This is a genomic window from Citrobacter sp. SX206, from assembly GCF_024181025.1.
Classification (GTDB): domain Bacteria; phylum Pseudomonadota; class Gammaproteobacteria; order Enterobacterales; family Enterobacteriaceae; genus Citrobacter; species Citrobacter youngae.
In genome coordinates, this window is record NZ_CP049738.1 from 2,422,519 (window position 1) to 2,447,442 (window position 24,924).

Genomic DNA, 24,924 nt, shown 5'->3' on the forward strand with positions numbered 1-24,924 from the left:
TAAAAAGAGAAACGATAATGCAACCGGGAAAAGGGTTTTTAGTCTGGCTGGCAGGTCTTAGCGTGCTGGGTTTTCTGGCAACGGATATGTATTTGCCCGCCTTTGCGGCTATTCAGTCCGATTTACAGACGCCCGCCTCTGCCGTGAGTGCCAGCCTTAGCTTGTTCTTAGCGGGATTTGCCGTCGCACAACTTTTGTGGGGGCCACTCTCTGACCACTATGGTCGCAAACCTATCTTGCTGCTGGGCTTATCCATCTTCGCACTGGGCAGCCTGGGCATGTTGTGGGTAGAAAACGCCACCGGCTTACTGGTGCTACGCTTTATTCAGGCCGTTGGTGTCTGTGCGGCTTCGGTTATCTGGCAGGCGCTGGTTACCGATTATTATCCTTCACAAAAAGTAAACCGCATTTTTGCCACCATTATGCCGCTGGTTGGATTATCCCCTGCACTTGCACCGTTATTAGGCAGTTGGATCCTGGTACATTTTTCCTGGCAGGCCATTTTTGCTACCCTTTTTGCGATTACCCTGATCCTGATGCTGCCGGCCCTGCGCTTAAAACCAACGGCAAAAGCGCGCGACGACAGCCAGGATAAACTGACGTTCGCTACGCTGCTGCGCTCCAAAGCATACCGTGGAAATGTACTGATTTACGCAGCATGTTCTGCAAGTTTCTTCGCATGGCTGACGGGTTCACCATTTATCCTTAGCGAAATGGGCTATAGCCCGGCTGTGATTGGTCTGAGCTATGTCCCGCAAACTATTGCATTTTTGATCGGGGGTTACGGCTGCCGCGCGGCACTGCAAAAATGGCAGGGTCGCCAGCTTCTGCCATGGTTGCTTATCCTGTACGCCATTAGCGTTATCGCCACCTGGGCTACAGGCTTTATTCACCACGTTGCGTTGGCTGAAATCCTGATCCCATTCTGCGTGATGGCCATTGCGAACGGGGCAATCTACCCTATCGTTGTCGCTCAGGCGCTGCGTCCATTCCCTCAGGCAACAGGGCGCGCCGCTGCGTTGCAGAATACGCTGCAACTGGGGTTATGCTTCCTGGCAAGCCTGGTCGTTTCGTGGTTAATCAGCACGCCGCTGCTCACGACCACCAGCGTTATGCTGACGACAGTGTTGCTGGCCGCGTTAGGTTACAAAATGCAGTCACAGGCTGAGAACACATCCTTGCCGGATGAGAGCGCGCAAGTTGCACACGGTGAGTCACATTAATCATTGTTGCGGGCATTTAGTTAGCCCGCTAACAATTTTCGGTTGAATAGCCAAAAATTCAGGCCTATACTGATTTTCGGTTGTTAATAAAACGATAAGATTTATAGAGTAACGGGAACAAGCAGGTTCCCGTTCTTCCATGGATGGCCTTTTCGGCAAGGGTTCCTCCCTTCCTCTGTTCTACGTCGGATTATAGATTCGCGGATTAATTCCGTGAGATTTCTCACAAAGCCCAAAAAAGCGTCTACGCTGTTTTAAGGTTCTGATCACCGACCAGTGATGGAGAAGCTATGAGTTCATCATGTATAGAAGACGTCAGCGTACCGGATGATGACTGGTACCGAATCACCAATGAGCTATTGAGCCGTGCAGGCATTACTATTAATGGCCCGGCACCGGCAGATATTCGCGTTAAAAACCCCGACTTTTTCAAACGCGTGTTGCAGGAAGGGTCGTTGGGTTTAGGTGAAAGTTATATGGACGGCTGGTGGGAATGCGATCGGCTGGATATGTTTTTTAGCAAAGTCCTGCGTGCAGGTCTTGAAAGCCAACTTCCCCGCCACTTCAGAGATACGCTACGTATCGCAACGGCCCGTCTGTTTAATTTACAAACCAAAAAACGTGCGTGGGTCGTTGGCAAAGAACACTACGATCTTGGTAACGATCTCTTTAGCCGCATGCTTGATCCCTACATGCAATATTCCTGCGCCTACTGGAAAGATGCCGATACCCTGGAATCTGCCCAGCAGGCGAAGCTAAAAATGATTGCCGATAAATTGCAATTGAAACCAGGTATGCGCGTTCTCGATATTGGCTGCGGCTGGGGAGGCTTGTCCCAGTTCATGGCATCACAATACGGGGTAAGCGTGACTGGCGTGACTATTTCAGCAGAACAGCAAAAAATGGCGCAGACGCGCTGTGAAGGTCTGGATGTCACGATTTTGCTGCAGGACTACCGTGACCTGAATGACCGGTTTGACCGTATCGTTTCCGTCGGTATGTTTGAGCATGTGGGGCCGAAAAACTACAACACCTATTTTGACGTTGTTGACCGTAATTTAAAGCAAGACGGTCTTTTTTTGCTGCATACCATCGGCTCTAAAAAAACCGACAATAATGTTGATCCGTGGATCAATAAATACATCTTCCCGAACGGCTGTTTACCGTCAGTTCGCCAGATAGCCAACGCCAGCGAGCCACATTTCGTGATGGAAGACTGGCATAACTTTGGTGCGGATTACGATACTACCCTGATGGCCTGGCACGAGCGTTTCATAACCGCCTGGCCAGAAATTGCCGCCAACTATAGTGAACGCTTTAAACGGATGTTCAGTTATTACCTGAATGCGTGTGCTGGCGCATTTCGCGCGCGCGACATCCAGCTGTGGCAGGTTGTGTTCTCTCGTGGCGTTGAACACGGGCTCCGCGTTCCCCGTTAGACAGCATCGCCCCCGAACTACCGGGGGCTTTTTATTCCGACTTAAACGCCCGCTTCGCCAGTAACGTTGCTCATAGCGCTTTCACGCGCGGCCAATACACGTTCAACCGTATCAACAACAGCCTGTGTTTGCGGGTCGATTTCGATATTGACTCGCGCACCCAGTTTTTTCTTGCCCAGCGTCGTACGTTCCAGGGTTTCCGGAATCAAATGCACGCAAAAGCGTGTCGGTGTGACTTCGCCAACCGTCAGGCTAATACCGTCAATACCGATAAATCCTTTGTACAGGATATATTTCATCAGCAACGGATCCTGAACTTTAAACCACACCTGGCGGTTGTTTTCTGAGGTCAGAATTTTCGATACCTCGGCGGTAGTCATAATATGGCCTGACATTAAATGTCCGCCAATTTCATCGCTGAATTTTGCTGCGCGCTCAACGTTGACCAAATCGCCGACCTTCAGGTCACCCAGATTGGTGATTCGCAGCGTCTCTTTCATCAGATCGAAGCTTATCTGGTTACCGTTAATTTCGGTCACTGTCAGACAACAGCCGTTGTGTGCTACCGATGCGCCGGTCTCCAGCCCATCCAACATGTATTCAGGTAACTCCACTACATGTGTGCGAAAATTCGGTTTTTCATCAATCGACACCAGTTTCGCGGTGCCCTGCACAATACCCGTAAACATACCTGTAACTCCTGAACTCAATTAAGACATCTCTGCTGTGCACAATAGCAGGTGGAAAATCAGGTTGCCAGCAATGCGCCGCTCCCGCCTATTTTTTCACTGGAGAAATACAGATTCCTCGCTACAATAGACTGAAATTCCCCCTGCATTTTCTCCTTGCTGCCATATAAGGCGGCTTTTTTAGTCTCTCAAATAACAACAATATAGTGGTGTACACGTGCAAAAGTATGTAAGTGAAGCGCGTCAGTTATTAGCTCTGGCAATTCCGGTGATTCTTGCGCAAATCGCTCAAACCGCAATGGGATTCGTCGATACCGTGATGGCCGGCGGATATAGCGCGACGGACATGGCAGCCGTTGCTATCGGTACGTCCATCTGGCTACCCGCAATTCTGTTTGGTCACGGGCTGTTGCTGGCTCTGACACCAGTGATTGCGCAACTTAACGGTTCCGGGCGCCGCGATCGTATTGCTCATCAAATACGTCAGGGTTTCTGGCTGGCGGGGATCGTATCCGTTCTGATTATGATTGTGCTTTGGAATGCGGGATACATTATCCGCTCTATGCATAACATTGACCCTGCACTGGCCGACAAAGCCGTGGGATATCTGCGCGCGCTGCTATGGGGTGCGCCCGGATATTTGTTCTTCCAGGTTGCCCGTAATCAGTGCGAAGGCCTGGCCAAGACCAAACCGGCAATGGTAATGGGTTTTCTCGGCCTGCTGGTGAACATTCCGGTTAACTATGTTTTCATCTATGGCCATTTGGGTATGCCAGAACTGGGTGGCGTAGGCTGCGGTGTGGCAACGGCGGCGGTGTATTGGGTGATGTTTGCCGCCATGCTTTCTTACGTAAAACACGCCCGATCAATGCGTGATATCCGTAATGAGCGTGGCTTCCAGAAACCTGACACCGCGGTGATGAAACGCCTGGTACAGCTGGGTTTGCCAATTGCGCTGGCATTATTTTTTGAAGTCACGCTGTTTGCCGTGGTGGCGCTGTTGGTCTCCCCGCTGGGGATTGTCGACGTGGCCGGGCACCAGATCGCGCTGAACTTCAGCTCATTAATGTTTGTCCTGCCGATGTCTTTGGCGGCTGCCGTCACCATTCGTGTGGGATACCGCCTGGGTCAGGGATCAACGTTGGATGCACAGACCGCTGCCAGAACTGGCTTAGGTGTCGGCGTATGTATGGCGATGATGACCGCCATTTTCACCGTCACTTTGCGCGAGCACATCGCCCTGCTCTACAACAATAATCCTGAAGTTGTCACACTGGCTGCACAGCTGATGCTGCTGGCTGCCGTGTACCAGATTTCGGACTCCATTCAGGTTATTGGCAGCGGGATCCTGCGTGGTTATAAAGATACGCGTTCCATTTTCTTTATCACCTTCACGGCGTATTGGGTGCTGGGTTTGCCAAGTGGATATATTCTTGCGCTCACCGATCTGGTCGTCGACCGCATGGGGCCAGCGGGCTTCTGGATGGGCTTTATTATTGGCCTGACCTCTGCCGCGGTGCTGATGATGCTGCGGATGCGTTTTCTGCAACGCCAGCCGTCAGCCGTCATTCTGCAGCGTGCAGCACGATAACACCGTAATAGCCGCCGGATTAAAATGGGCTGGCATGGCAGACGTTGATTTGTTCATGGCTGATGGGATGTACCAGGCGCAGTTCGCTGGCGTGTAACATCAGCCGCGACGTCTGCTCCGTGCCAGGCCACTCGCGTCCACCATAAAGATCGCAGCCCCAGATCGGATGACCCAAATGCTGACAGTGAAGACGTAGCTGATGGGTTCGTCCGGTCTCCGGCATCAGTTGCACCCGTGTCAGGGGCAATGACCGTCCATCCTTCAGTAGCTGATTGAAGCGCTCAATCACCCGAAAACGGGAACGCGCAGGTTTACCGCTAATAGCACTAATCGACATCAACGGAAACAGTGCTGGATCTTTGACAATGGCGGCATCAATCACACCGTCATCCTGTTTCAGGTGTCCACATAACAATGCGCTGTACACCTTAGTCACCGCACGCTGGCTGAACTGCTGACAGAGCGCTGCATTGATCGCTTTATTGCGTGCAACGACCATCAGACCCGAAGTACCAAAATCAAGCCGATGTACCAGCGTGCAGCCCGGGTATATCTGTACCAGACGATAGTGAACCGAATCAAGATTTTGCGGATTTTTCCCCGACAGACTCAGCAACCCACTGGGTTTATTGATAAGCAGCAGATGTTCATCCTGGTAAAGGATTTCTATTTCGTCATGGCACGGCGGAGCAACAAAGGTATCGAGAATCGTAGACATCAGACAACCAGACTAAAAGTGGGGATAGATCATAACGAATTTTCAACCGGCTGGCGAATCAACTCGCTTCATGGTGGACAGTAAACGACGGAGAATTTTTGGCTTTCCAGACACGTTGCCCCCTTTCTCGGCGAGTAGATAGATCATTCGCTCACCCCTTACGGAGACAGGAACACGCGGCAATTTTTTGCTCTGAGTTCACTGTTTGCTCATCAAGGCGGCGTTAAGCCGGAATCAACATCCACAGTTGGTAATTCTGCTGAACAGTTCTATAGTCGAGACTGCTTCTCAGTTACAGGATTCACTAATGCGATTTAACGGACTGACCAAAGGTTTCTTCATTTTCATTCTTGCCCTCGTGACCTGGGCGTTTTTCGACGTATTGTCCCCCTACTTCTCCGCAATCTTGTGGGCCGCAATTCTGACGACTATCTTTAATCCGGTAAAAAACAAACTGCGCAGTGCGCTTGGCGAACGTAACGGTCTGGCATCGTTAATCACTATTGGTATTATTTGCTTAATTGTCTTTATTCCTCTGATGGTGATCCTGTCGTCGCTGGCAATCGAACTGAATGTGGTTTACACCAAGTTGCAGCAAAACGATACGCAGTTTCCGGAAGTGGTCAGTTCTATTCTTTCTTATCTTCCTGACTGGGCCAGAGGATTCCTCGCAGAACACAATCTGGATAATGTCGCGCAGATCCAGAAAAAACTCTCCGACATTGCGCTGCAGGGCGGACAGTACCTCGCAGGCAGTGCTTTCCTGATTGGTAAAGGGACCTTCGGCTTCGCCATCAGCTTTGGCATCATGCTGTACCTGCTATTTTTCCTGTTGAAGGATGGACCGTATCTGGTGCGTCAGATTCTGGATTCCTTACCGCTGTCTGATTTTGCCAAGCAGCACTTGTTTGCCAAATTCGTGGGTGTCACGCGGGCGACAGTCAAAGGCACGGCGGTTGTCGCTGTCGTACAGGGCACGCTGGGCGGCATTGCTTTCGCCATTGTCGACATCGACGGCAGCGTTTTGTGGGGCGCACTAATGGCATTCCTCTCGTTGGTGCCAGCGGTTGGCTCGGCGATAGTCTGGGTCCCGGCGGCTATTTTCCTCTTTGCCACCCACCAACTGTGGCAAGGGCTGTTTATTGTCGGATTCTTCGTCATTATTGTCGGACTGGTGGACAATATCCTGCGCCCACTACTGGTAGGAAAAGACACCAAAATGCCGGACTACCTGATATTGATTACCACCCTCGGTGGGATGGAGATTTACGGTATCAATGGCTTTGTGATTGGCCCGCTAATCGCTGCACTGTTTTTGGCCAGTTGGAATCTGTTCTCCGGACGTGACCATGAGGGCAACGTAGAAGGTATCGATGAAGCCTTCATGGAAGAAGGAAAAAACCCTCCAGATTTATGATGGCATGACGATAACAAGGGGCGACCGCGGGTCGCCTTTTGTTTTCACGCAAAATCATACGTTTCCTATAATTTCAATCATGCTTATTCATTAATCGTCGCAGAAGGAACGAAAAAGTGCGAATAGCCACAATCACCAACTGGGCCTACAGTGCGACGGTATGCCTGACCATTGCCTCCGGCGTTGTTATGCTGATGGCATCCGGAGCAGACAATACTGAACGTCAGGTGGTAGAGCAGCGGTATAAATTTGATCAGCTAACCGAAGAGGTGGAGCTCGATGCCTGGTCATTGTCAGATTTAGCTCGCGAGTACGTGATCGCCAAAGATCCAGAAGCACTGAATGCCTATCGCCAAAAGGCGTCATCACTAAAAGCGATTGAGCTGCGGTTAACAAAATTAAAAGACTTCGGCGCGACAGGTGAAGAGCTGGCGCTGCTGCATGAAGGATTACAAATTGTCGATGCGCTGCAGGAAGAGCAAGCAGCCGCGCTCGCCAGTATGGCCCGCGGAGAAACGTCACAGGCAATCGCCCTGCTCTACGGCAAAGCCTATGAACAGGAACTGGAACGGGCGCAGGTGCGGATAGATCATTTCCGGCAGTTGCTCGATAACCGTGTACGTAACAGCATTGACGATGCCACCAGGACTTCCCGCATACTGCGTACGCTCTCCGAAGTTATGGTCGGTTTAACCGCGCTGCTGTTTTTGTTTGTCCTCGGCTTTATTTTGAAACGCCGCGTACTGCGTCCGGTTGTGCGTCTGAGCGACGTGGTTCACCGTCTCGCATCGCAGGATTATGCCGTAGAAACGCCTAACTTTAATCAGATTGATGAGATTGGCGATATGGCGCAAGCCATTCGTATTTTTCGTGAGAACGGCCTGGTGCGGCAGCGGCTGGAGAAAGAGCGGGACGCCGACTGGGCGATCCGTGAACTGTTGGCTCGTATGACCCAGCGTTTACAGGGCTGCGAAAACTTTGCCGATGTTATCAATGTTGCGCAGCTTTTTGCCCCGAACATTGCCCCTGGCGTTGCCGGACGGCTCTACATTCTTGATCGGCAAGCCTGGCACATGCGCTGTGCCGCCGAGTGGCTTTCGCCGCAAGGCAAAACAGACCCTTTCCATCTGGATGACTGCTGGGCAGTGCGCCGTGGGCAAAGTCATCCTCCCGTGCAAGGTGAGCCTGATATCGCCTGCTACCACCTGCCTGAGTCGTGTCAGGATCATACCCTGTGCGTACCGTTGATCGCCCAGGGGGAAGCCATCGGCCTGCTCTCATTCCAGAATCTCAGTGACAATTCCGCCCCTTCCCGTGCTTATCTGGAGCTGATGGCCGAGGCACTTGGACTGGCATTAGCCAACCAACGTCTGCGCGATGCACTACTGGAAAAAGCGCTTTACGACCCACTGACCGGCCTGCGTAATCGCCATCACCTTGAAGACACTCTGCGCACCCAAATGAGTCAGGCTGTCCACAACCAGGAACCGATCAGTTGCCTGATGATCGATATCGATCACTTCAAAAACATCAACGACCGATTTGGTCATGAGGCTGGTGATGGGGTGATAAAAAGTATCGCAGCAATTATTCAGCGCGTTGTTCACGACCACGGAATGGCCTTCCGCTACGGTGGTGAAGAGTTTCTGGTTCTGCTTGCCGGTATGGATGAAGAAGCGGCCAATCGCTTTGCGACGGACATTTACAACGGGGTACGCGAGTTGACGCTCAGCTTTGGCGTCTCTGACATCGGTCATGTTGATGTGTCTATTGGTGTCGCCAGCTACCCGCAGCACGCCCAGAGCGATAACCTGTTACGTGCCGCGGATGTCGCGCTGTATCGCGCAAAAGAGCTGGGGCGTTCGCGCATAGTGAGCTTTGGGATGCTGGAAGCGAGCTAAAAAGCGGGGCGTAAGCCCAGACGGGTACTTCCTAAAATATCCCCCTGAGCGGGCAGAGCATTACTTTACCTCTACCCCTGGTAGTGATATGTTGACCCGATGAATATAAAACACGATTGCAACGGTTTTAACCACAAGCGTTGGTGGCTGCCTTCTTAAAGGCGGTCAGAATGTGTTTATCCATTTTTAAATAACCGCCGAAAGGCGGTTATTTGCATTTTGAGACCCCTTTCGGTTTTATGCTTAAGGAGTCTTCTATGAACAACAAATCCATCATCCTTACCGGCGACCGCCCTACTGGGCCACTGCATCTTGGCCACTATGTCGGTTCCCTGCGCCAACGCGCGATACTGCAACACGACTATCAGCAGTTTGTTCTGGTCGCAGACCTGCAAGGTCTGACCGATAACGGCAGCAATCCACAAAAGATCCAAAATAACATACCCGAAGTGTTGGCCGATTATCTCGCTGCAGGTATTGATCCCTCACTCACCACCCTTTGTTTACAATCAGCACTACCTGCCCTTGCCGAACTCACCGCGCTGTATATGAATATCGTTACCGTGGCTCGCGTCGAGCGTAACCCAACGGTCAAAAATGAAATTGCGCAAAAAGGTTTCTCCCGTTCGCTTCCGGTCGGTTTCCTGGTTTACCCCATCAGCCAGGCAGCAGATATTACGGCGTTCAAAGCCAGCCTGGTGCCCGTCGGCGACGATCAGTTGCCGATGATCGAACAGACTAATGAAATCGTGCATAAGATGAATAGCCTGTTACCGACCCCCGTTCTGCATCACTGTAAAGCTATGTTAAGTGAAACCAGCCGTCTTCCTGGTATTGACGGCAACGCCAAGATGTCGAAATCACTCGGTAATACGCTGCTCCTGTCGGCAAGTGAAGAGACTATCCATCGCGCCGTCAGCGCAATGTACACTGATCCTAACCACCTAAAAGTGTCCGATCCGGGGCAAATTGAGGGTAATGTCGTGTTCACCTATCTGGATGCTTTTCACCCGGATAAGGCCAAAGTCGCAGAAATGAAAGTGAATTATCAGCAAGGAGGATTGGGTGATCGGGCATGCAAAAATGAGCTGGAGATGTGCCTGCAAGAACTCATCGCGCCCATGCGTGAGCGTCGGGCAACCTATATTCAGGATAAAGGTATGCTGATGGCGATGCTTAAAAAAGGCAGCGCGCAGGCCTACGACATCACACAGCAAACGCTAAGAGAAGTAAAACAAGGATTGGGATTGTCGGTATTTTAATCTGGATTGACGTCCCATCATGCCTCCCCCCGTCGGTGTGCATTTTGCTTAAATCTGAGCTGAGCCCATTTTGAGAACGATATAACGCATGCAAACCGCTATTTATATCCCGCCGTAAATGGCACTAACGGGAAGATGTGACCCCGTATCACCATGCTATATATCCAGCGACACAAACTCATCACGAAAGGGAAGCATCGTTATGTTGAAAGGTAAAAGAGCCGTTATCACCGGCGGCGGAGGAGGATTTGGTCAGGCGTTGTGCGTTTGGTTGGCTCGAGAAGGCGTCAACGTGGATTTTTCTGCCCGGCGGGTTGAGGATATTCACAAAACCTGCAGCATCATCGCCGCTGAAGGTGGTGTTGCAAAAGGGTATCTGTGTGATTTAACCCAGCCTGAATCTATTTCTCAGTTTGCTTCACAACTCTTAGATATAGACAGGTCCATCGACATTCTAATCCTCAATGCTGCTCAGTGGTTATCAGGGACTATAGACGAACAACCGGACTCAGAAATCTACAATACCGTCAGCTCAGGCCTGACAGGTTCAATTCTACTAACACAGGCATTGCTTCCAGGATTAAGGCGCTCAGACAGTGCTGACATTGTTTCGATTATATCTGTATGCGGCATTCCGAATTTTACGGATTCAATTGCCCATCCCGCTTTTTTTGCCAGTAAACACGGGATGAGTGGTTTTACAACTAAACTGTCGGAACAGTTATCCAAAGAAAATATACGGGTAACCGGGTTATACCCACCGGATTTTGAATTGACCGGGTTAGATCCTCTTGTCGACACTCAATCCAGAATGGGAGAACATCTAATGAATGGGCGTTCTGTCTGGGAAACAATTCATTTTGTGCTGACTCAACCGCGTAGTTGCCATATTAGTACCCTTTACTTTCAAGGACCCACTCGCGAAGATTTGGAGCATTAGGGACTGAATCTGGCAGCACTAAACTGAGCGGACTCACCTCCGCTCCTCACTTGCCCCAGCAGCACCATGCTGTATGGCTATGCCGATGTCTGACAGGTCCTGCTCTGAGGAGTTCGCTATGACCACCTTTTATCAACTAACAGCCACCAGCCTGGACGGCCAGCGTATCCCTATGGCTGACTATGCTGGCAAGCTGGTTCTGGTGGTAAATACCGCCAGCCATTGTGGCTTCACGCCACAATATGCAGGTCTGGAAGTGCTGTACAAAAAGTATGCAGCTCGCGGACTGGTAGTGCTTGGTTTTCCCTGCAACCAGTTCGGTAAGCAGGAACCCGGCGAAGCCGACGAAATCGCGCAGACCTGCCACATCAACTACGGTGTAAGCTTCCCAATGTTCGAAAAAGTGGAGGTTAACGGTGCCGCTACGCATCCGGTATTCCGTTATCTAAAAGACGAGTTGCCCGGCATGCTGGGGGGACGGATAAAATGGAATTTCACAAAATTCCTGATCGGACGCGATGGCAAGACGCTAAAGCGTTTTGCGCCGTTCACTACCCCGGAGAAAATGGAAACCATCATCCTTGCTGCACTTGAAATCTAGGTATTATTGTCAATTGAAATGTCTGCCTGGTGCCATAAGCGGAAGGTGACAGTTTAAGCTTTTGTTAACGGCTCAAAGTCGGGCATTAGCCTCTGGCAGGACAGAAAAGACCAGAAGTGTCATTTCACCCGGTAGGGATTTCGACATTGCAGACACCGTCAAGCGGTCATAATCTCAAACTAGATTGCAGCACCCTGCCTGTCAGGCAATTTCGACGTTGAGGACAAGATATCAATCAGGGCACCTGTATTAGCCGTGAGCTCTCCCTTGCGCCATATCAGTTCCGTTGTTATTTGACTGTTTTCTGAATCAAAGGGATGGACTGTGATGAGTTCCTGTGTCGGAAACGTATCGAGGATTGGTGTTGGTATCACCCCCGCCCCCATTCCAGAACTGACTCCCCCCAGAATGGCATGGTAGGAGGACATTTCTGCCAGCCTGAAAGGTCTGATCCCAGCCTCTCTGAACCAGGTTGTTAGCCGATCGCGATAGGAGCAACCGTCACTGAATACCAGCAACGTTGTGTGAGCTAAATCGGCAGCAGAACGTATCTGCGGGAAATTTGCTGCGGCGATAATAACCAGTTCTTCCTTGTAAACAACCATGCGTTCCAGTCTGTCATTAGCCGGCGCGTCTGCAATGAAGGCTGCATCAAGTTCGTGACTAAGCACTGCATCGAGCAGTGTGCGGCTTATCCCGGTAACCAGCTCCACCTTTACTGATTGATGTTGCTGGTAGAGACGCGCCAGCGGCTCAGGCAACCTTGTTGCGGCCATACTGTCGAGCGCCCCAAGTCGGAACCGACCGCCAGGCACTGGCTTTACCATCTGCTGTTCTGCTAAGGTGACCAGCTCGATAATCTTCAGTGCATTGTTATAAAGCACCTGACCTTCATTTGTCGGAAGAAACCTACGGCCAGACCTTACAAACAGTGTGGTTCCGAGCTGGCTCTCCAGGTTCTGAACGCGAGTGGTTATTGCGGAGGGGACTCGGCAGAGCAAATTTGCTGCTGCAGTAATAGTACCTGTTTCTACCAGTGCGATGATGGTTCGGAAGTCAGCTATATCCATACTTTCACCATAATTGAAAATTGGATTCTATTTTATTCAATTGAAATGAATCTACATGTTTTTTAATTTATTTACTCCATTTAAACAGCTACCAGCCTCCCAGCTAGTCTCAAGCGCTTGTTGATCATCGCAAAATGGTCACGCTTGATTAATACGGGAGCTATTGAGGGTAATAAAATGAAGAAACTTGGATTAATCGGCGGCACCGGACCAGAATCAACATTGCTCTACTATCGCAAATTTGTTTATGAAGCTAACAAAAGAATTGGCGATACATTCTTCCCGTCTCTAACTATTGAAAGTATCAATGTATATGACGTCCTGACCATGTGTGGACGGAAAGATTATGAAGCGCTGACGAGGTACCTGGCCAAGGCTGTCGGGAATTTGGTGGCCGCTGGGGCTGAAGTCGTCGCCTTGACCGGTAACACACCACACATCGTCTTCAACGAACTCCAGTCGTGTACAACAGTTCCTCTTGTCAGCATTATCGAGTCCACTTGTGCAGAAGTTCAGACTCAGGGCCTGAAAAAAGTAGGTCTCGTGGGAACACGATTTACAATGGAGGCTGACTTCTTCAAACGGCCTTTCACTGAAGCAGGCATCCAGGTGGTCGTCCCGCATGCTGACGAGGTTGATTACATCGCAGAAAAAATACACGATGAACTCGAAAGAGGCATTATTAAGTCACAGACGCGAGACACGTTTACCGCGATCATTGAGCGGATGTATCGGAATGAAGGCATTGAGGCCATCATTCTGGGATGCACAGAGCTTCCCCTTTTGTTCGCGGGTACAGCGTTACCTGTTAAAGCACTGGACACGGTTGATATTCATATTGAGACGTTGTTTAAAGCTCTTCAGTAGTGTTTTACATCAATTTGGGGAAAGATCCGGGGGCGAACTGCCCCTTTGTTTAACACGCTACGATTTAAGTAATGCCTTCATAAAACTTCGAACTTCCGCTTTTCGCTGTGAGTTCAACCGATGGATGCAACACATTGATTGAACCGCTCTGCGGGTGATTCATAGTCTAGCGTTTTTCTCGGCCTCTCGTTGAGCTGTCTGGCAACACTGTTTAGTCTTTGCTGGCTGTGAACCGATAAGTCAGTTCCTTTTGGAAAATACTGTCTGAGTAATCTGTTTGTATTTTCATTTGAGCCGCGTTGCCAGGGGGATTGAGGATCGCAGAAGTAAACCTGAATATCTGTAGCTACGGTAAACCGGGTATGGCTGGTCATTTCAGCACCCCGGTCCCATGTTAATGTTTTATAAAGCTCAGCAGGTAATTCACGGGCTTGTTTGATGAGTGCAGATATAACCGTTATGGTCTTGTTGTCCCTGACTTTGGCCAACATAACAAAACGGGAATGACGCTCTACGAGGGTGACGATATAGGAGTTTTTAGAGCCCTGGATCAGATCACCTTCCCAGTGACCTGGTATGGCTCTGTCAGCTGCTTCAGGTGGCCTTTCGCTGATAGAGATCGTATCCGGGATTGACCCTAATCCTTTCCCTTTAAGCGATGATGTTCTGGATCTACGCACGACTCTTCCGCTTCTGAGGCATTGCTGCAGTTCTTTTTTTAATGCACCCCGGGTTTGTATAAAAAGCGTTTTATATATCGTTTCGTGTGACACATGCATTTCCTGACTATCCGGATAACAGCGTTTCAGCCAGCCGGCGATCTGTTCCGGCGACCAGTCCTGATGCATATTCTCTGCAATGATTTTACACAATGCGGGGCTTTGAATTAGCTTGCAAGGTTTTGGTCTCAGAGCATTTTCCCACGCAGCAGTATCGGCTTTTGCTGCACGGTATTGTTTTGCACCACCGTGTCTCCTAATCTCGCGGCTAATCGTTGAAGGAGCTCTTGATAATTTGGCAGCGATGTCCCTGATGCTGCGTTTTGCTACCAATCCTCTGGATATTTCCTCTCTTTCATCAAGCGAGAGCGCTAACCGGTGCCGCCTTCTCACGGGAGGACGGTAGCCACCTGTCTGGTGGATTGTAGGCATAATAGAAGAGTGAAATCTGTCGAACATTCTGGCGATATCGTGCAGGGAATCACCTTGCTTATATCGGTCCCAGATAATCGCTTTCTGTTCTGGCGTGTAGTAAATGCGCGTTCTTCGTTTCATGGCAACGTCCCCCTTGATTAAGGATAGCGTTGCATCGACCCGTTGAACTCACAGCTCAAAGCGGTCGCTAGTCCTACCCCATCCCCAACTAATGCCATAGTCAGTAAGATCCTTACCAAAGATCCCCTATTCATTGCCCTTTCCCTCCGACTTTACAAATATGTGCCATCTCACGAACAAACGATGGAAAGCGTGATTTTTACAGTGCTGGGCTATCTGCGACAGTTGCTGAACGGCCAGAGTGTACTGGCGTGGCTGTATCTGTTTTTTATGCGATTTCTCATGTTCGATTAACAGAGAATCACGCTTTGATAATGGTGATGCCCTTTCCTTCAATACTCCTTAACCAATTATCATCGGTTTCACTATCAACCACGATAGTATTGATTAGCCCTACCTCACCGATGACAAACGATGACGCAGCGTTGACCTTCTCCGGTGACACCAGTACGACCGTTTCCGCCGCTCTGCCGGAAAATGCACGTTTGATGCACGCTTCTTCATAATCACCCGTGGTTAATCCCGCTTCAGGATGAATACCCGTTACCCCCATGAAGAAAATATCCGCATGAATATTGCCGATGCCTTCAATAGCGGCCGCCCCTACACTGACAATGGAGTGCTTGTACAGTCGGCCACCGATCAAAATAACGTCAACCTCGGGTTTATCGACCAACCCCAGTGCAATGCTGGGACTGTGTGTCACCACGGTAATATGCAGATCGTCCGGCAGACAGGCAATCAGCTCTGATGTGGTCGTGCCGCCATCCACAATAACAACTTGTCCCGAAGAAATGAGTTCAGTGCCTTTGCGCGCGATCTTCATTTTCACATCTGTTTTTAATGATTTACGCTCGGAAAATGTCGCAACAGCTGAAGACGATGGCAAAGCACCACCATGAACGCGCTGCAATCGCCCTTCTGCGGCAAGCTCACGTAAATCCCGTCGAATGGTGTCTTCTGAAACGCCAAATCGATCGCTCAGATTTTTCGATTGGACCTGCCCTTCAACCTGCAGTTGTTCAAGAATAAGGTGTTTACGTTGATGAGCGAGCATGTGACCGTTCCTGTTTATGCATGTTTATACTTGTATTTGCACGATAATGCTGATTATGATGTCAACTCTACGGATCAAGGAGTCTTCATGCAACCTAAACGTGCAGAAATACGCATCGTCGATAACCTAACATTATCCGATGACTGGTATTGTTTAAGAAAATACACTTTTGATATTCAACGAAGAAACGGTGATTGGCAGCGCCAAAGTCGTGAAGTTTACGATCGCGGCAACGGAGCCACGATTCTGCTCTATAACCGTGACAGGAAAACAGTGATCTTAACTCGTCAGTTTCGTTTTCCGGTATTTATAAATGGTCACGATGGCTATCTCATTGAAACAGCAGCAGGTCTTCTTGACAACATGGCTCCTGAAAAACGGATCAAAGCCGAAGTTGAAGAAGAAACCGGTTTTCGTGTATCCAGCGTACAGAAGGTTTTCGAGGCGTACATGAGCCCAGGCTCGGTCACGGAGAAGCTCTATTTTTACATCGCGGAATATGATGCTGCCGACAAGACAGGTGCCGGTGGTGGAATTGCGGCTGAAGGAGAAGATATCGAAGTGCTTGAGTGGCCGCTTGCAAGCGCACTTGCCGCAATTGAAAGTGGTCTTATCGTCGATGGCAAAACCATTATGTTGCTTTACCACGTCGCGCTGAAAAACATTCTATGAGGTTCTCTTTGTGAAACAACTTATTCTCATTGCTGGCCCCTACCGTAGCGGTACGGATGGAAAAAAAAATCTTATCGATGCAAATCTTGCTCGCCTAGAAGATGCAGCGTTAGCGGTATATCAAAGAGGACACATTCCTGTAATTGGCGAATGGCTGGCACTACCACTGGCAAAAGCTGCCGGTTCTACGGCTATTGACGATGAAATCGGCGAATCTATGATCTACCCTGTTGCCCATCGACTTATCACCAAATGTGATGCGATTTACCGTATTAAAGGCGCTTCTAAAGGTGCTGATATGGACATCGATGTCGCACATAAGCATGGACTCACCGTTTATTTCCGCCTTGAAGACATCCCGTTGGCGTAATTTTATTGTGCTATTGCCTGCGAATGTGCAGGCAATTAAACCATCGCCAATGGGATCTATGACTCTCAGGAAAGATGGGGAGCGCAAGCGCGGGCAATAAGGGATGCTATTAATGCCAAAATCATAACCCCTTTAAAATGTCATTTTTATCTCATTTCATTTCCAATTGTAATGATAACCATTCTCATGTTAATGTAGCTGCGTGATAATTAACTTTTGATGCAATCCGCATGTCTGACCGCGCCACTACTACCGCTTGCTTCACGTTCGAGTCGCTTTATGGCACACATCACGGCTGGCTGAAAAGCTGGCTGACGCGCAAGCTCCAGTCTGCCTTTGATGCTGATGATATTGCCCAGGACACATTTTTACGGGTAATGGGCAGTGACTCGCTCAAGACTGTCCGCGACCCTCGTTCCTTCCTGTGTACTATTGCCAAACGGGTGATGGTCGACCTGTTTCGTCGAAACGCGCTGGAGAAAGCCTATCTGGAGATGCTGGCGCTGATGCCGGAAAATCTCGCGCCTTCGCCCGAGGAACGTGAGAGCCAGCTCGAAACCCTGCAACTCATCGACAGCATGCTTGACGGCCTGAACGGAAACACACGCGAAGCGTTTTTGCTTTCGCAACTGGAGGGGCTCAAATACAGCGAGATCGCGCTTAAGCTCGGCGTCTCCGTCAGCTCGGTGAAAAAGTATGTGGCAAAGGCTATCGAACATTGTCTGCTGTTTCGTCTGGAGCACGGCCTGTGAACGCTGCTATCACCGATTCTCGCCGTCAGGCTTTGCGCTCAGCATCACACTGGTATGCGGTATTGAGCGGCGAGCGTGTCAGCCCACAGCAGGAAGCTCGCTGGCAACAATGGTATGAACAGGACCAGGACAATCAGTGGGCATGGCAACAGGTTGAAAACCTGCGCAGCCAGCTCAGCAGTGTTCCGGGCGATGTCGCCAGCCGGGCGCTGCACGATACGCGCCTAACTCGTCGTCACGTCATGAAAGGGTTGTTGCTACTGCTTGGCGTGGGTAGCGGCTGGCAGCTCTGGCAATCTGAGGCCGGAGAAGGTCTACGTGCCGACTACCGCACCGCTAAAGGCGTGGTCAGCCATCAGCGGCTGGAGGATGGCTCACTGCTGACGCTCAACACACAAAGCGCCGCTGATGTTCGTTTTGATACGCATCAGCGCGCTGTCCACCTCTGGTATGGCGAAATTGCGATTACCACCGCAAAAGATGCGCAGCAGAGGCCTTTCCGTGTGATGACCCGCCAGGGTCAGCTCACCGCGTTAGGCACAGAATTTACCGTCTTTCAGCACGATAACATCACGCGCGTAGCCGTACAGCAGCACGCTGTTGAAGTCCGCCTGGCAAATCATCTGCAGGAAAAACGTATCGTCAACGCTGGCGAGAGCCTGCTGTTCAGCGCGTCTGAATTTGGTGCAATCGCCTCAGCGGATGATGAAAGCACCGCCTGGACGCAGGGCGTTCTTAGCTTCAGCGATAAACCGCTGGGTGAAGTGATTGCCACGCTGAGCCGTTATCGCAACGGCGTGCTGCGTTGCGATCCGGCGGTGGCCGGGCTGCGCCTGAGTGGCACGTTCCCGCTGAAAAATACCGATGCGATTCTGGATATTATTGCCCAGACACTTCCAGTGAAAATTCAGACTGTTACGCGATACTGGGTCAATATTTCGGCACTGTAAGAAAAATAATTCTCATTTTCATTGTCCTTTTTCCCCTTCTCATTCGACTCATAGCTGAACACAACAAAAATGATGATGGAGAAGGTATGACGCCTTTACGCGTTTTTAGCAAAACAACACCTTTGGTTAACGCCATTCGCCTGAGCCTGCTGCCGCTGGCTGGGCTCTCGTTATCCGCTTTCGCAGCGCAGGTTGATATTGCACCAGGCTCACTCGATAAAGCGCTAAACCAATATGCCGCACGCAGCGGAATTACCCTGTCTGTTGATGCCAGCCTGACGCGCGGCAAGCACAGCAACGGTTTGCACGGTGATTACGATGTTGAGAGTGGTTTACAGCAGCTGCTCCTGGGCAGTGGCCTGCAGGTGAAGCCGTTAGGGAATAACAGCTGGACGCTCGAACACGTTCCTGCGCCGCAGGAAGATGCGCTCACGGTTGTGGGCGACTGGCTGGGCGATGCGCGCGAAAACGACGTATTCGAACATGCCGGCGCGCGTGATGTTATCCGCCGTGAGGATTTCGCCAAAACCGGTGCGACGACCATGCGCGAGGTGCTGAACCGTATTCCTGGCGTTACCGCCCCGGAAAACAACGGTACCGGTAGCCACGATCTGGCGATGAACTTTGGTATTCGCGGCCTGAACCCGCGCCTTGCCAGCCGTTCAACGGTACTGATGGACGGTATTCCAGTGCCGTTTGCCCCTTACGGCCAGCCGCAGCTTTCCCTGGCACCCGTTTCGCTCGGAAATATGGACGCCATTGATGTGGTGCGCGGCGGCGGTGCTGTACGTTACGGGCCGCAGAGCGTGGGCGGCGTGGTGAACTTTGTCACCCGCGCCATTCCGCAAGACTTCGGGATCGAAGCCGGCATGGAAGGCCAGCTCAGCCCAACGTCCTCACAAAATAATCCCAAAGAGACGCACAACCTGATGGTTGGCGGTACGGCGGATAACGGTTTTGGTACCGCCCTGCTTTACTCCGGCACGCGCGGCAGCGACTGGCGCGAGCACAGCGCGACGCGCATCGACGACCTGATGCTGAAAAGCAAATATGCGCCGAACGACGTGCATACCTTCAATAGCCTTCTGCAATACTACGACGGTGAAGCCGATATGCCCGGGGGCCTGTCGCGCGCGGATTACAACGCCGACCGCTGGCAATCTACGCGTCCGAACGATCGCTTCTGGGGGCGTCGCAAGCTGGCAAGCCTTGGCTATCAGTTCCAGCCGGACAGCCAGCATAAATTCAATATTCAGGGCTTCTACACCGAAACCCTGCGCAGCGGCTACCTGGAACAGGGCAAACGCACCACGCTTTCACCGCGCAATTACTGGGTACGCGGCATTGAGCCACGATACAGCCAGAGCTTTATGCTGGGCCCTTCCGCGCACGAAGTGGGGGTGGGATACCGCTATGTGAACGAGTCGACGCATGAAATGCGTTACTACACCGCCACCAGCAGCGGACAACTGCCGTCCAGCACCAGCCCCTACGATCGTGACACCCGTTCCGGCACCGAAGCGCACGCCTGGTATCTGGATGACAAAATCGATATTGGCAACTGGACTATCACTCCGGGTATGCGCTTTGAACATATCGAGTCATACCAGAACAACGCCATCAAACGCACACATGAGGAAGTGAGCTATAACGCCCCACTTCCGGCGCTAAACGTGCTTTATCACCTGACTGACAGCTGGAATCTTTATGCAAACACCGAAGGCTCGTTCGGCACCGTACAGTACAGCCAAATTGGCAAGGCTGTGCAAAGCGGCAATGTGGAACCGGAAAAAGCGCGAACCTGGGAGCTCGGCACCCGATACGACGATGGCGCGCTGACCGCGGAAATGGGGTTGTTCCTGATTAACTTTAATAATCAGTACGACTCCAACCAGACCAACGACACCGTTACCGCACGCGGTAAAACGCGCCATACCGGGCTGGAAACCCAGGCCCGCTATGACCTCGGCACGCTGACGCCAACGCTCGATAACGTGTCAGTCTACGCAAGCTATGCGTACGTGGACGCCGAGATTCGTGAGAAAGGCGACACCTACGGCAACCAGGTGCCGTTCTCCCCGAAACACAAAGGCACGTTGGGCGTGGACTATAAGCCGGGCAACTGGACCTTCAACCTGAACAGCGATTTCCAGTCCAGCCAGTTTGCGGATAACGCCAACACCGTCAAAGAGAGCGCCGACGGCAGCACTGGCCGTATCCCAGGTTTCATGCTCTGGGGCGCACGCGTAGCCTATGACTTCGGTCCGCAGATGGCAGACCTGAACCTGGCGTTCGGTGTGAAAAATATCTTCGACCAAGAATATTTCACCCGCTCCTACGACGACAACAATAAAGGCATTTACGCCGGCCAGCCGCGCACGCTGTATATGCAGGGGTCGTTGAAGTTCTAAATCCCGTTTACCCGGCCTGCATGCTGTTTTTGTCGGCCGGGTAAACGACGCGCCACTCGACACAGGCCATTCACATGTTCACATCACTACGCACGCTATTCGCCGCTCTGCTGCTCACCGGCAACGCTTTTGCCGCCACGGTTCTTGACGAACATGGCACCTTTACGCTTGATAAAACGCCACAGCGGATCGTGGTGCTGGAACTGTCGTTCGCGGACGCACTGGCAGCCGTCGATGTTAGTCCGGTCGGCATTGCCGACGATAACGATGCCACGCGTATTCTTCCAGAAGTTCGCGCCCATCTTAAACCCTGGCAGTCTGTCGGTACGCGCGCGCAGCCGAGCTTAGAAGCCATCAGCGCGCTGAAACCGGATCTGATCATAGCCGACAGCAGCCGTCATGCGGGTATCTACAGCGCCTTGCAGCAAATCGCACCGGTGCTGCTGCTTAAGTCCCGCAATGAAACCTACACTGAAAATCTGCAATCTGCGGCCATCATCGGCAAAGTAGTGGGCAAAAAGGCGCAGATGCAGTCACGTCTGGCGCAACACCAACAACAGATGTCAGCGTGGGCAAGCCAGTTGCCAAAAGGCACGCTGGTGTTGTTTGGTACGTCCCGGGAGCAGCAGTTCAACCTGCACACGCAGGAGACCTGGACCGGGGGCGTATTGACCGCCCTGGGGCTGAAGGTGCCGGCGGCAATATCCGGTGCGTCTATGCCGTCTATCGGCCTGGAGCAGTTGCTGGCGCTCAATCCAGCATGGCTGCTGGTCGCCCACTACCGCGAAGAGAGCATCGTCAAACGCTGGCAGCAGGACCCGCTGTGGCAGATGTTAACTGCGGTACAAAAACAGCAGACGGCGTCGGTCGACAGTAACGCCTGGGCGCGGATGCGCGGCATTTTCGCGGCCGAACGCATTGCCAGTGACACGGTAAAAATCTTCCATCACCAGCCTTTATCCGATGTGAAATGACGGTTCTCAGACATCCAGCGCTGCAGTGGGGTCTTCCCCTTGCCGCGCTTATCACTCTCTTCTGGCTGAGTCTGTTTTGCTACTCGGCCATTCCTGTTTCTGGCGTTGACGCCATTCACGCTCTGCTGCCGGGCCATACGCCGACGCTTGCACAAGCGCTGGTGCAAAACCTTCGTTTGCCGCGAAGCCTGGTCGCCATTCTGATCGGCGCGAGTCTGGCTCTCGCGGGAACGCTGCTGCAGACCCTGACGCATAATTCAATGGCATCCCCTTCGCTGCTTGGTATTAACAGCGGCGCGGCGCTGGCGATGGCGCTGACCAGCGCTCTCAGCCCCGTGCCCGTTGCAGGTTACTCCATCGCCTTTATCGCCGCCTGCGGTGGCGGCGTAAGCTGGCTGCTGGTGATGACCGCTGGCGGCGGATTTCGCCACACCCAGGACCGAAACAAATTGATCCTCGCGGGCATCGCGTTCTCGGCGTTTTGCATGGCCCTGACCCGCATCACCCTGCTGCTGACGGAAGATCACGCTTACGGCATTTTATACTGGCTCGCGGGAGGCGTATCCCACGCACGCTGGCAGGAGTTCTGGCAGCTTTTCCCGATGGTGGCGGTTGCCCTGCCGGTGGTGTTGCTGCTGGCTAATCAACTGAACCTGCTTAACGTCAGTGACAGCACTGCCCGCACGCTGGGGGTGAATCTGCCAAAGCTACGTTTGATCATCAATATTCTGGTGCTGCTTCTGGTCGGTGCCTGCGTCAGCGTGGCTGGCCCGGTTGCGTTTATCGGCCTGCTGATGCCGCATCTGGCTCGCTTCTGGGTGGGATTCGATCAGCGCAAGGTTTTGCCGATGAGCATGCTTTTGGGCGCTACGCTGCTGCTGCTGGCAGATCTTCTGGCCCGAGCGCTGGCTTTTCCTGGCGAATTGCCTGCCGGGGCAGTAGTGGCGCTGATTGGTGCGCCCTGCTTTGTCTGGCTGGTCAGGAGGCGTGGATGAAAATTACGTTAGTCATTTTCATCGCCCTCGCATTGACGGGATTTTCGCTTCTGTCTCTTCAAATGGGGGTGATCGCCGTTCCCTGGCGCGCCCTGCTGACCGACTGGCACACCGGGCGCGAGTATCATTACGTGTTAACGGCGTACCGCCTGCCGCGATTGCTGCTGGCGCTGCTGGTCGGCGCAGCCATCGCGGTGGCAGGCGTTCTGGTTCAAGGGATCGTGCGTAACCCTCTGGCATCGCCGGATATTCTTGGCGTAAATCATGCCGCAAGCCTGGCCTCTGTGGGCGCGCTGTTGCTCTTGCCGTCACTACCGGTGATTGCCCTGCCGCTGCTGGCCTTCGCCGGTGGCATGGCAGGCTTGATTCTGCTGAAAATGCTGGCGAACACCAGCCAGCCGATGAAGCTCGCGCTCACGGGTGTCGCACTTTCTGCCTGCTGGGCCAGCCTGACGGATTACCTGATGCTTTCGCGCCCGCAGGATGTGAACAGCGCCCTGATGTGGCTGACCGGCAGCTTATGGGGACGTGACTGGAGTTTTGTGAAGATTGCCGCCCCGCTGCTGATGTTATTTCTGCCGCTGAGCCTGGGTTTTTGCCGCGATCTCGACCTCCTGGCATTGGGCGATGCGCGTGCCACCACGCTCGGGGTGTCGGTGCCGCGTATACGGTTCCAGGCTTTACTACTGGCGGTTGCCATGACGTCAACCGGCGTGGCCGTCTGCGGCCCGATTAGCTTTATTGGACTCGTGGTACCACATATGGTGCGCAGCATTACCGGTGGACGTCACCGCTGGCTGCTGCCCGTTTCGGCCATGACGGGTGCATTGCTGCTGGTGGCGGCCGACCTGCTGGCGCGAATTATTCATCCCCCGCTGGAGCTTCCGGCTGGCGTGCTGACCGCCATTATCGGTGCGCCGTGGTTTGTCTGGCTGCTTGTGAGAATGCGATAAATGACATTACGAACTGAAAATCTGACGGTCTGTTACGGGACAAACAAGGTGCTTGACGGCGTATCACTCGCACTGCCTACGGGCAAGATTACTGCGCTACTTGGCCCTAACGGTTGTGGGAAATCGACGCTGTTAAACTGTTTTTCACGGCTGTTAATGCCGCAGTCCGGCACCGTATTTCTTGACGACAATCCCATCAATACGTTCTCATCGCGCCAGCTTGCCCGCCGGCTGGCGCTGCTGCCGCAGCATCATTTAACGCCAGAGGGGATCACCGTCCGAGAGCTGGTTTCCTACGGCCGCAACCCGTGGTTACCACTTTGGGGGCGTCTTTGTGCGCAAGACAATGCGCGGGTCAATCTCGCCATGAGCCAGACCCAAATCCATCATCTTGCCGACAGACGGTTAACCGATCTTTCTGGCGGCCAGCGCCAGCGCGCATTTCTGGCGATGGTCCTGGCGCAGGATACGCCCGTGGTCCTGCTCGATGAGCCAACGACCTATCTCGATATCAATCATCAGGTGGAACTGATGCGGTTGATGGGCGCACTCCGAGCCCAGGGGAAAACGGTAGTCGCAGTGCTGCACGACCTTAATCAGGCCAGCCGATACTGCGATCATCTGGTGGTCATGGCCAACGGACATGTGATGGCACAAGGCACACCGGAAGCAGTGATGAATCCTGGATTGCTGAGAAGTGTATTCAGCGTGGAAACGGAGATCCATCCCGAGCCGATATCTGGCAGGCCGATGTGTGTGGTGAGGTAGATTGTACAGGTCGTATGCAGTAAACCTCGG

At 52.2% G+C, this 24,924-nt stretch carries 23 protein-coding genes; 18 read left to right on the top strand and 5 right to left on the bottom strand.

The genetic code is table 11. The features are described from left to right. The first annotated feature begins 17 nt into the window (after window positions 1-17). Together punC and cfa are read left to right on the top strand one after the other, a co-directional pair. Window positions 18-1,223 carry a purine nucleoside transporter PunC gene (punC, locus tag G8S19_RS11860; RefSeq protein ID WP_101742549.1) on the top strand — a complete coding sequence of 402 codons (1,206 nt, stop codon included), beginning with the start codon at window positions 18-20 and terminating at the stop codon, window positions 1,221-1,223. A 290-nt stretch (window positions 1,224-1,513) separates the two neighbouring features. Then, window positions 1,514-2,662 carry a cyclopropane fatty acyl phospholipid synthase gene (gene cfa / locus G8S19_RS11865; protein WP_061067854.1) on the top strand — a complete coding sequence of 383 codons (1,149 nt, stop codon included), beginning with the start codon at window positions 1,514-1,516 and terminating at the stop codon, window positions 2,660-2,662. A 41-nt stretch (window positions 2,663-2,703) separates the two neighbouring features. On the opposite strand, the gene G8S19_RS11870 is transcribed toward cfa, so the two are convergent. After that, window positions 2,704-3,351: a riboflavin synthase gene (locus G8S19_RS11870; protein ID WP_061067853.1), complete on the bottom strand. Its 648-nt coding sequence runs from the start codon at window positions 3,349-3,351 to the stop codon at window positions 2,704-2,706. Window positions 3,352-3,568: 217 nt separating this feature from the next. On the opposite strand from G8S19_RS11870, the gene mdtK reads away from it, so the two are divergent. After that, entirely contained in the window at window positions 3,569-4,942 is a 1,374-nt protein-coding gene (gene mdtK / locus G8S19_RS11875) for a multidrug efflux MATE transporter MdtK (RefSeq protein WP_048211771.1), read from the top strand. A 19-nt stretch (window positions 4,943-4,961) separates the two neighbouring features. Here mdtK and G8S19_RS11880 read toward each other — a convergent pair whose 3' ends face one another. Then, complete coding sequence (locus tag G8S19_RS11880) at window positions 4,962-5,660, bottom strand: RluA family pseudouridine synthase (RefSeq protein WP_048211772.1); 699 nt, start codon at window positions 5,658-5,660, stop codon at window positions 4,962-4,964. Window positions 5,661-5,967: 307 nt separating this feature from the next. Here G8S19_RS11880 and G8S19_RS11885 point away from each other — a divergent pair, with 307 nt between their 5' ends. The 5 genes from G8S19_RS11885 (at window position 5,968) to G8S19_RS11905 (ending at window position 11,781) form a co-directional block, all read left to right on the top strand. Continuing rightward, the gene (locus tag G8S19_RS11885) at window positions 5,968-7,077 is read left to right on the top strand and encodes an AI-2E family transporter (protein WP_061067851.1); all 1,110 of its coding nucleotides are present in this window, start codon (window positions 5,968-5,970) and stop codon (window positions 7,075-7,077) included. A gap of 116 nt (window positions 7,078-7,193) precedes the next feature. Continuing rightward, the gene (locus tag G8S19_RS11890; protein WP_061067850.1) at window positions 7,194-8,978 is read left to right on the top strand and encodes a diguanylate cyclase; all 1,785 of its coding nucleotides are present in this window, start codon (window positions 7,194-7,196) and stop codon (window positions 8,976-8,978) included. Window positions 8,979-9,235: 257 nt separating this feature from the next. Beyond that, window positions 9,236-10,240, top strand: coding sequence for a tryptophan--tRNA ligase (trpS, locus tag G8S19_RS11895; protein ID WP_199969150.1), 1,005 nt, complete (start codon window positions 9,236-9,238; stop codon window positions 10,238-10,240). Window positions 10,241-10,442: 202 nt separating this feature from the next. Beyond that, complete coding sequence (locus G8S19_RS11900) at window positions 10,443-11,180, top strand: SDR family oxidoreductase (RefSeq protein WP_115602090.1); 738 nt, start codon at window positions 10,443-10,445, stop codon at window positions 11,178-11,180. Window positions 11,181-11,298: 118 nt separating this feature from the next. Continuing rightward, on the top strand, window positions 11,299-11,781 hold the full coding sequence (locus tag G8S19_RS11905) for a glutathione peroxidase (RefSeq protein WP_124021745.1): 483 nt from the start codon (window positions 11,299-11,301) through the stop codon (window positions 11,779-11,781). Window positions 11,782-11,960: 179 nt separating this feature from the next. Here G8S19_RS11905 and G8S19_RS11910 read toward each other — a convergent pair whose 3' ends face one another. Beyond that, entirely contained in the window at window positions 11,961-12,851 is an 891-nt protein-coding gene (locus G8S19_RS11910; protein WP_101742553.1) for a LysR family transcriptional regulator, read from the bottom strand. A 177-nt stretch (window positions 12,852-13,028) separates the two neighbouring features. Between G8S19_RS11910 and G8S19_RS11915 the strand changes: the two genes are divergently transcribed. After that, window positions 13,029-13,718 (top strand): aspartate/glutamate racemase family protein, encoded by a 690-nt coding sequence (locus G8S19_RS11915; RefSeq protein WP_101742554.1) that lies wholly within the window; start codon window positions 13,029-13,031, stop codon window positions 13,716-13,718. Window positions 13,719-13,831: 113 nt separating this feature from the next. Here G8S19_RS11915 and G8S19_RS11920 read toward each other — a convergent pair whose 3' ends face one another. Both G8S19_RS11920 and G8S19_RS11925 read right to left on the bottom strand, forming a co-directional pair. Then, complete coding sequence (locus tag G8S19_RS11920; RefSeq protein ID WP_253685221.1) at window positions 13,832-14,992, bottom strand: IS30 family transposase; 1,161 nt, start codon at window positions 14,990-14,992, stop codon at window positions 13,832-13,834. A gap of 301 nt (window positions 14,993-15,293) precedes the next feature. Continuing rightward, window positions 15,294-16,049: a DeoR/GlpR family DNA-binding transcription regulator gene (locus tag G8S19_RS11925; RefSeq protein ID WP_061067844.1), complete on the bottom strand. Its 756-nt coding sequence runs from the start codon at window positions 16,047-16,049 to the stop codon at window positions 15,294-15,296. Between the two features lie 87 nt (window positions 16,050-16,136). On the opposite strand from G8S19_RS11925, the gene G8S19_RS11930 reads away from it, so the two are divergent. The 9 genes from G8S19_RS11930 to fecE all read left to right on the top strand — a co-directional run bounded on the left by G8S19_RS11930 (window position 16,137) and on the right by fecE (window position 24,894). Further along, window positions 16,137-16,721, top strand: coding sequence for an NUDIX domain-containing protein (locus G8S19_RS11930; protein ID WP_061067843.1), 585 nt, complete (start codon window positions 16,137-16,139; stop codon window positions 16,719-16,721). A 10-nt stretch (window positions 16,722-16,731) separates the two neighbouring features. Then, window positions 16,732-17,091: a DUF4406 domain-containing protein gene (locus tag G8S19_RS11935; RefSeq protein WP_115643443.1), complete on the top strand. Its 360-nt coding sequence runs from the start codon at window positions 16,732-16,734 to the stop codon at window positions 17,089-17,091. A 230-nt stretch (window positions 17,092-17,321) separates the two neighbouring features. Further along, window positions 17,322-17,843, top strand: coding sequence for a ferric citrate uptake sigma factor FecI (gene fecI, locus G8S19_RS11940; protein WP_048211780.1), 522 nt, complete (start codon window positions 17,322-17,324; stop codon window positions 17,841-17,843). Beyond that, window positions 17,840-18,793 (top strand): ferric citrate uptake sigma factor regulator FecR, encoded by a 954-nt coding sequence (gene fecR, locus G8S19_RS11945; protein ID WP_253685223.1) that lies wholly within the window; start codon window positions 17,840-17,842, stop codon window positions 18,791-18,793. Before fecI ends, fecR begins: the two co-directional genes overlap by 4 nt. 86 nt (window positions 18,794-18,879) lie before the next feature. Beyond that, window positions 18,880-21,204 carry a TonB-dependent Fe(3+) dicitrate receptor FecA gene (gene fecA, locus G8S19_RS11950; protein WP_253685225.1) on the top strand — a complete coding sequence of 775 codons (2,325 nt, stop codon included), beginning with the start codon at window positions 18,880-18,882 and terminating at the stop codon, window positions 21,202-21,204. Window positions 21,205-21,278: 74 nt separating this feature from the next. Next, window positions 21,279-22,178, top strand: coding sequence for a Fe(3+) dicitrate ABC transporter substrate-binding protein FecB (locus G8S19_RS11955; protein ID WP_199969155.1), 900 nt, complete (start codon window positions 21,279-21,281; stop codon window positions 22,176-22,178). After that, the gene (gene fecC, locus G8S19_RS11960; RefSeq protein WP_253685227.1) at window positions 22,175-23,173 is read left to right on the top strand and encodes an iron-dicitrate ABC transporter permease FecC; all 999 of its coding nucleotides are present in this window, start codon (window positions 22,175-22,177) and stop codon (window positions 23,171-23,173) included. Before G8S19_RS11955 ends, fecC begins: the two co-directional genes overlap by 4 nt. Then, window positions 23,170-24,126 carry a Fe(3+) dicitrate ABC transporter permease subunit FecD gene (fecD, locus tag G8S19_RS11965; protein WP_253685229.1) on the top strand — a complete coding sequence of 319 codons (957 nt, stop codon included), beginning with the start codon at window positions 23,170-23,172 and terminating at the stop codon, window positions 24,124-24,126. The genes fecC and fecD overlap by 4 nt, the downstream gene beginning before the upstream one ends. Further along, complete coding sequence (gene fecE / locus G8S19_RS11970) at window positions 24,127-24,894, top strand: Fe(3+) dicitrate ABC transporter ATP-binding protein FecE (RefSeq protein ID WP_137364069.1); 768 nt, start codon at window positions 24,127-24,129, stop codon at window positions 24,892-24,894. The last annotated feature ends 30 nt before the right edge of the window (window positions 24,895-24,924 follow it).

What these genes read in the sequence shown, in the direction of transcription:
- G8S19_RS11920 (WP_253685221.1), bottom strand. Translation starts at nt 14,992, where the DNA reads ATGAAACGAAGAACGCGCATTTACTACACGCCAGAACAGAAAGCGATT.
- G8S19_RS11870 (WP_061067853.1), bottom strand. Translation starts at nt 3,351, where the DNA reads ATGTTTACGGGTATTGTGCAGGGCACCGCGAAACTGGTGTCGATTGAT.
- fecI (WP_048211780.1), top strand. Translation starts at nt 17,322, where the DNA reads ATGTCTGACCGCGCCACTACTACCGCTTGCTTCACGTTCGAGTCGCTT.
- G8S19_RS11955 (WP_199969155.1), top strand. Translation starts at nt 21,279, where the DNA reads ATGTTCACATCACTACGCACGCTATTCGCCGCTCTGCTGCTCACCGGC.
- G8S19_RS11915 (WP_101742554.1), top strand. Translation starts at nt 13,029, where the DNA reads ATGAAGAAACTTGGATTAATCGGCGGCACCGGACCAGAATCAACATTG.
- G8S19_RS11880 (WP_048211772.1), bottom strand. Translation starts at nt 5,660, where the DNA reads ATGTCTACGATTCTCGATACCTTTGTTGCTCCGCCGTGCCATGACGAA.
- G8S19_RS11905 (WP_124021745.1), top strand. Translation starts at nt 11,299, where the DNA reads ATGACCACCTTTTATCAACTAACAGCCACCAGCCTGGACGGCCAGCGT.
- fecD (WP_253685229.1), top strand. Translation starts at nt 23,170, where the DNA reads ATGAAAATTACGTTAGTCATTTTCATCGCCCTCGCATTGACGGGATTT.
- cfa (WP_061067854.1), top strand. Translation starts at nt 1,514, where the DNA reads ATGAGTTCATCATGTATAGAAGACGTCAGCGTACCGGATGATGACTGG.
- G8S19_RS11900 (WP_115602090.1), top strand. Translation starts at nt 10,443, where the DNA reads ATGTTGAAAGGTAAAAGAGCCGTTATCACCGGCGGCGGAGGAGGATTT.
- G8S19_RS11930 (WP_061067843.1), top strand. Translation starts at nt 16,137, where the DNA reads ATGCAACCTAAACGTGCAGAAATACGCATCGTCGATAACCTAACATTA.
- fecC (WP_253685227.1), top strand. Translation starts at nt 22,175, where the DNA reads ATGACGGTTCTCAGACATCCAGCGCTGCAGTGGGGTCTTCCCCTTGCC.
- G8S19_RS11925 (WP_061067844.1), bottom strand. Translation starts at nt 16,049, where the DNA reads ATGCTCGCTCATCAACGTAAACACCTTATTCTTGAACAACTGCAGGTT.
- G8S19_RS11885 (WP_061067851.1), top strand. Translation starts at nt 5,968, where the DNA reads ATGCGATTTAACGGACTGACCAAAGGTTTCTTCATTTTCATTCTTGCC.
- fecE (WP_137364069.1), top strand. Translation starts at nt 24,127, where the DNA reads ATGACATTACGAACTGAAAATCTGACGGTCTGTTACGGGACAAACAAG.
- fecA (WP_253685225.1), top strand. Translation starts at nt 18,880, where the DNA reads ATGACGCCTTTACGCGTTTTTAGCAAAACAACACCTTTGGTTAACGCC.
- trpS (WP_199969150.1), top strand. Translation starts at nt 9,236, where the DNA reads ATGAACAACAAATCCATCATCCTTACCGGCGACCGCCCTACTGGGCCA.
- G8S19_RS11910 (WP_101742553.1), bottom strand. Translation starts at nt 12,851, where the DNA reads ATGGATATAGCTGACTTCCGAACCATCATCGCACTGGTAGAAACAGGT.
- punC (WP_101742549.1), top strand. Translation starts at nt 18, where the DNA reads ATGCAACCGGGAAAAGGGTTTTTAGTCTGGCTGGCAGGTCTTAGCGTG.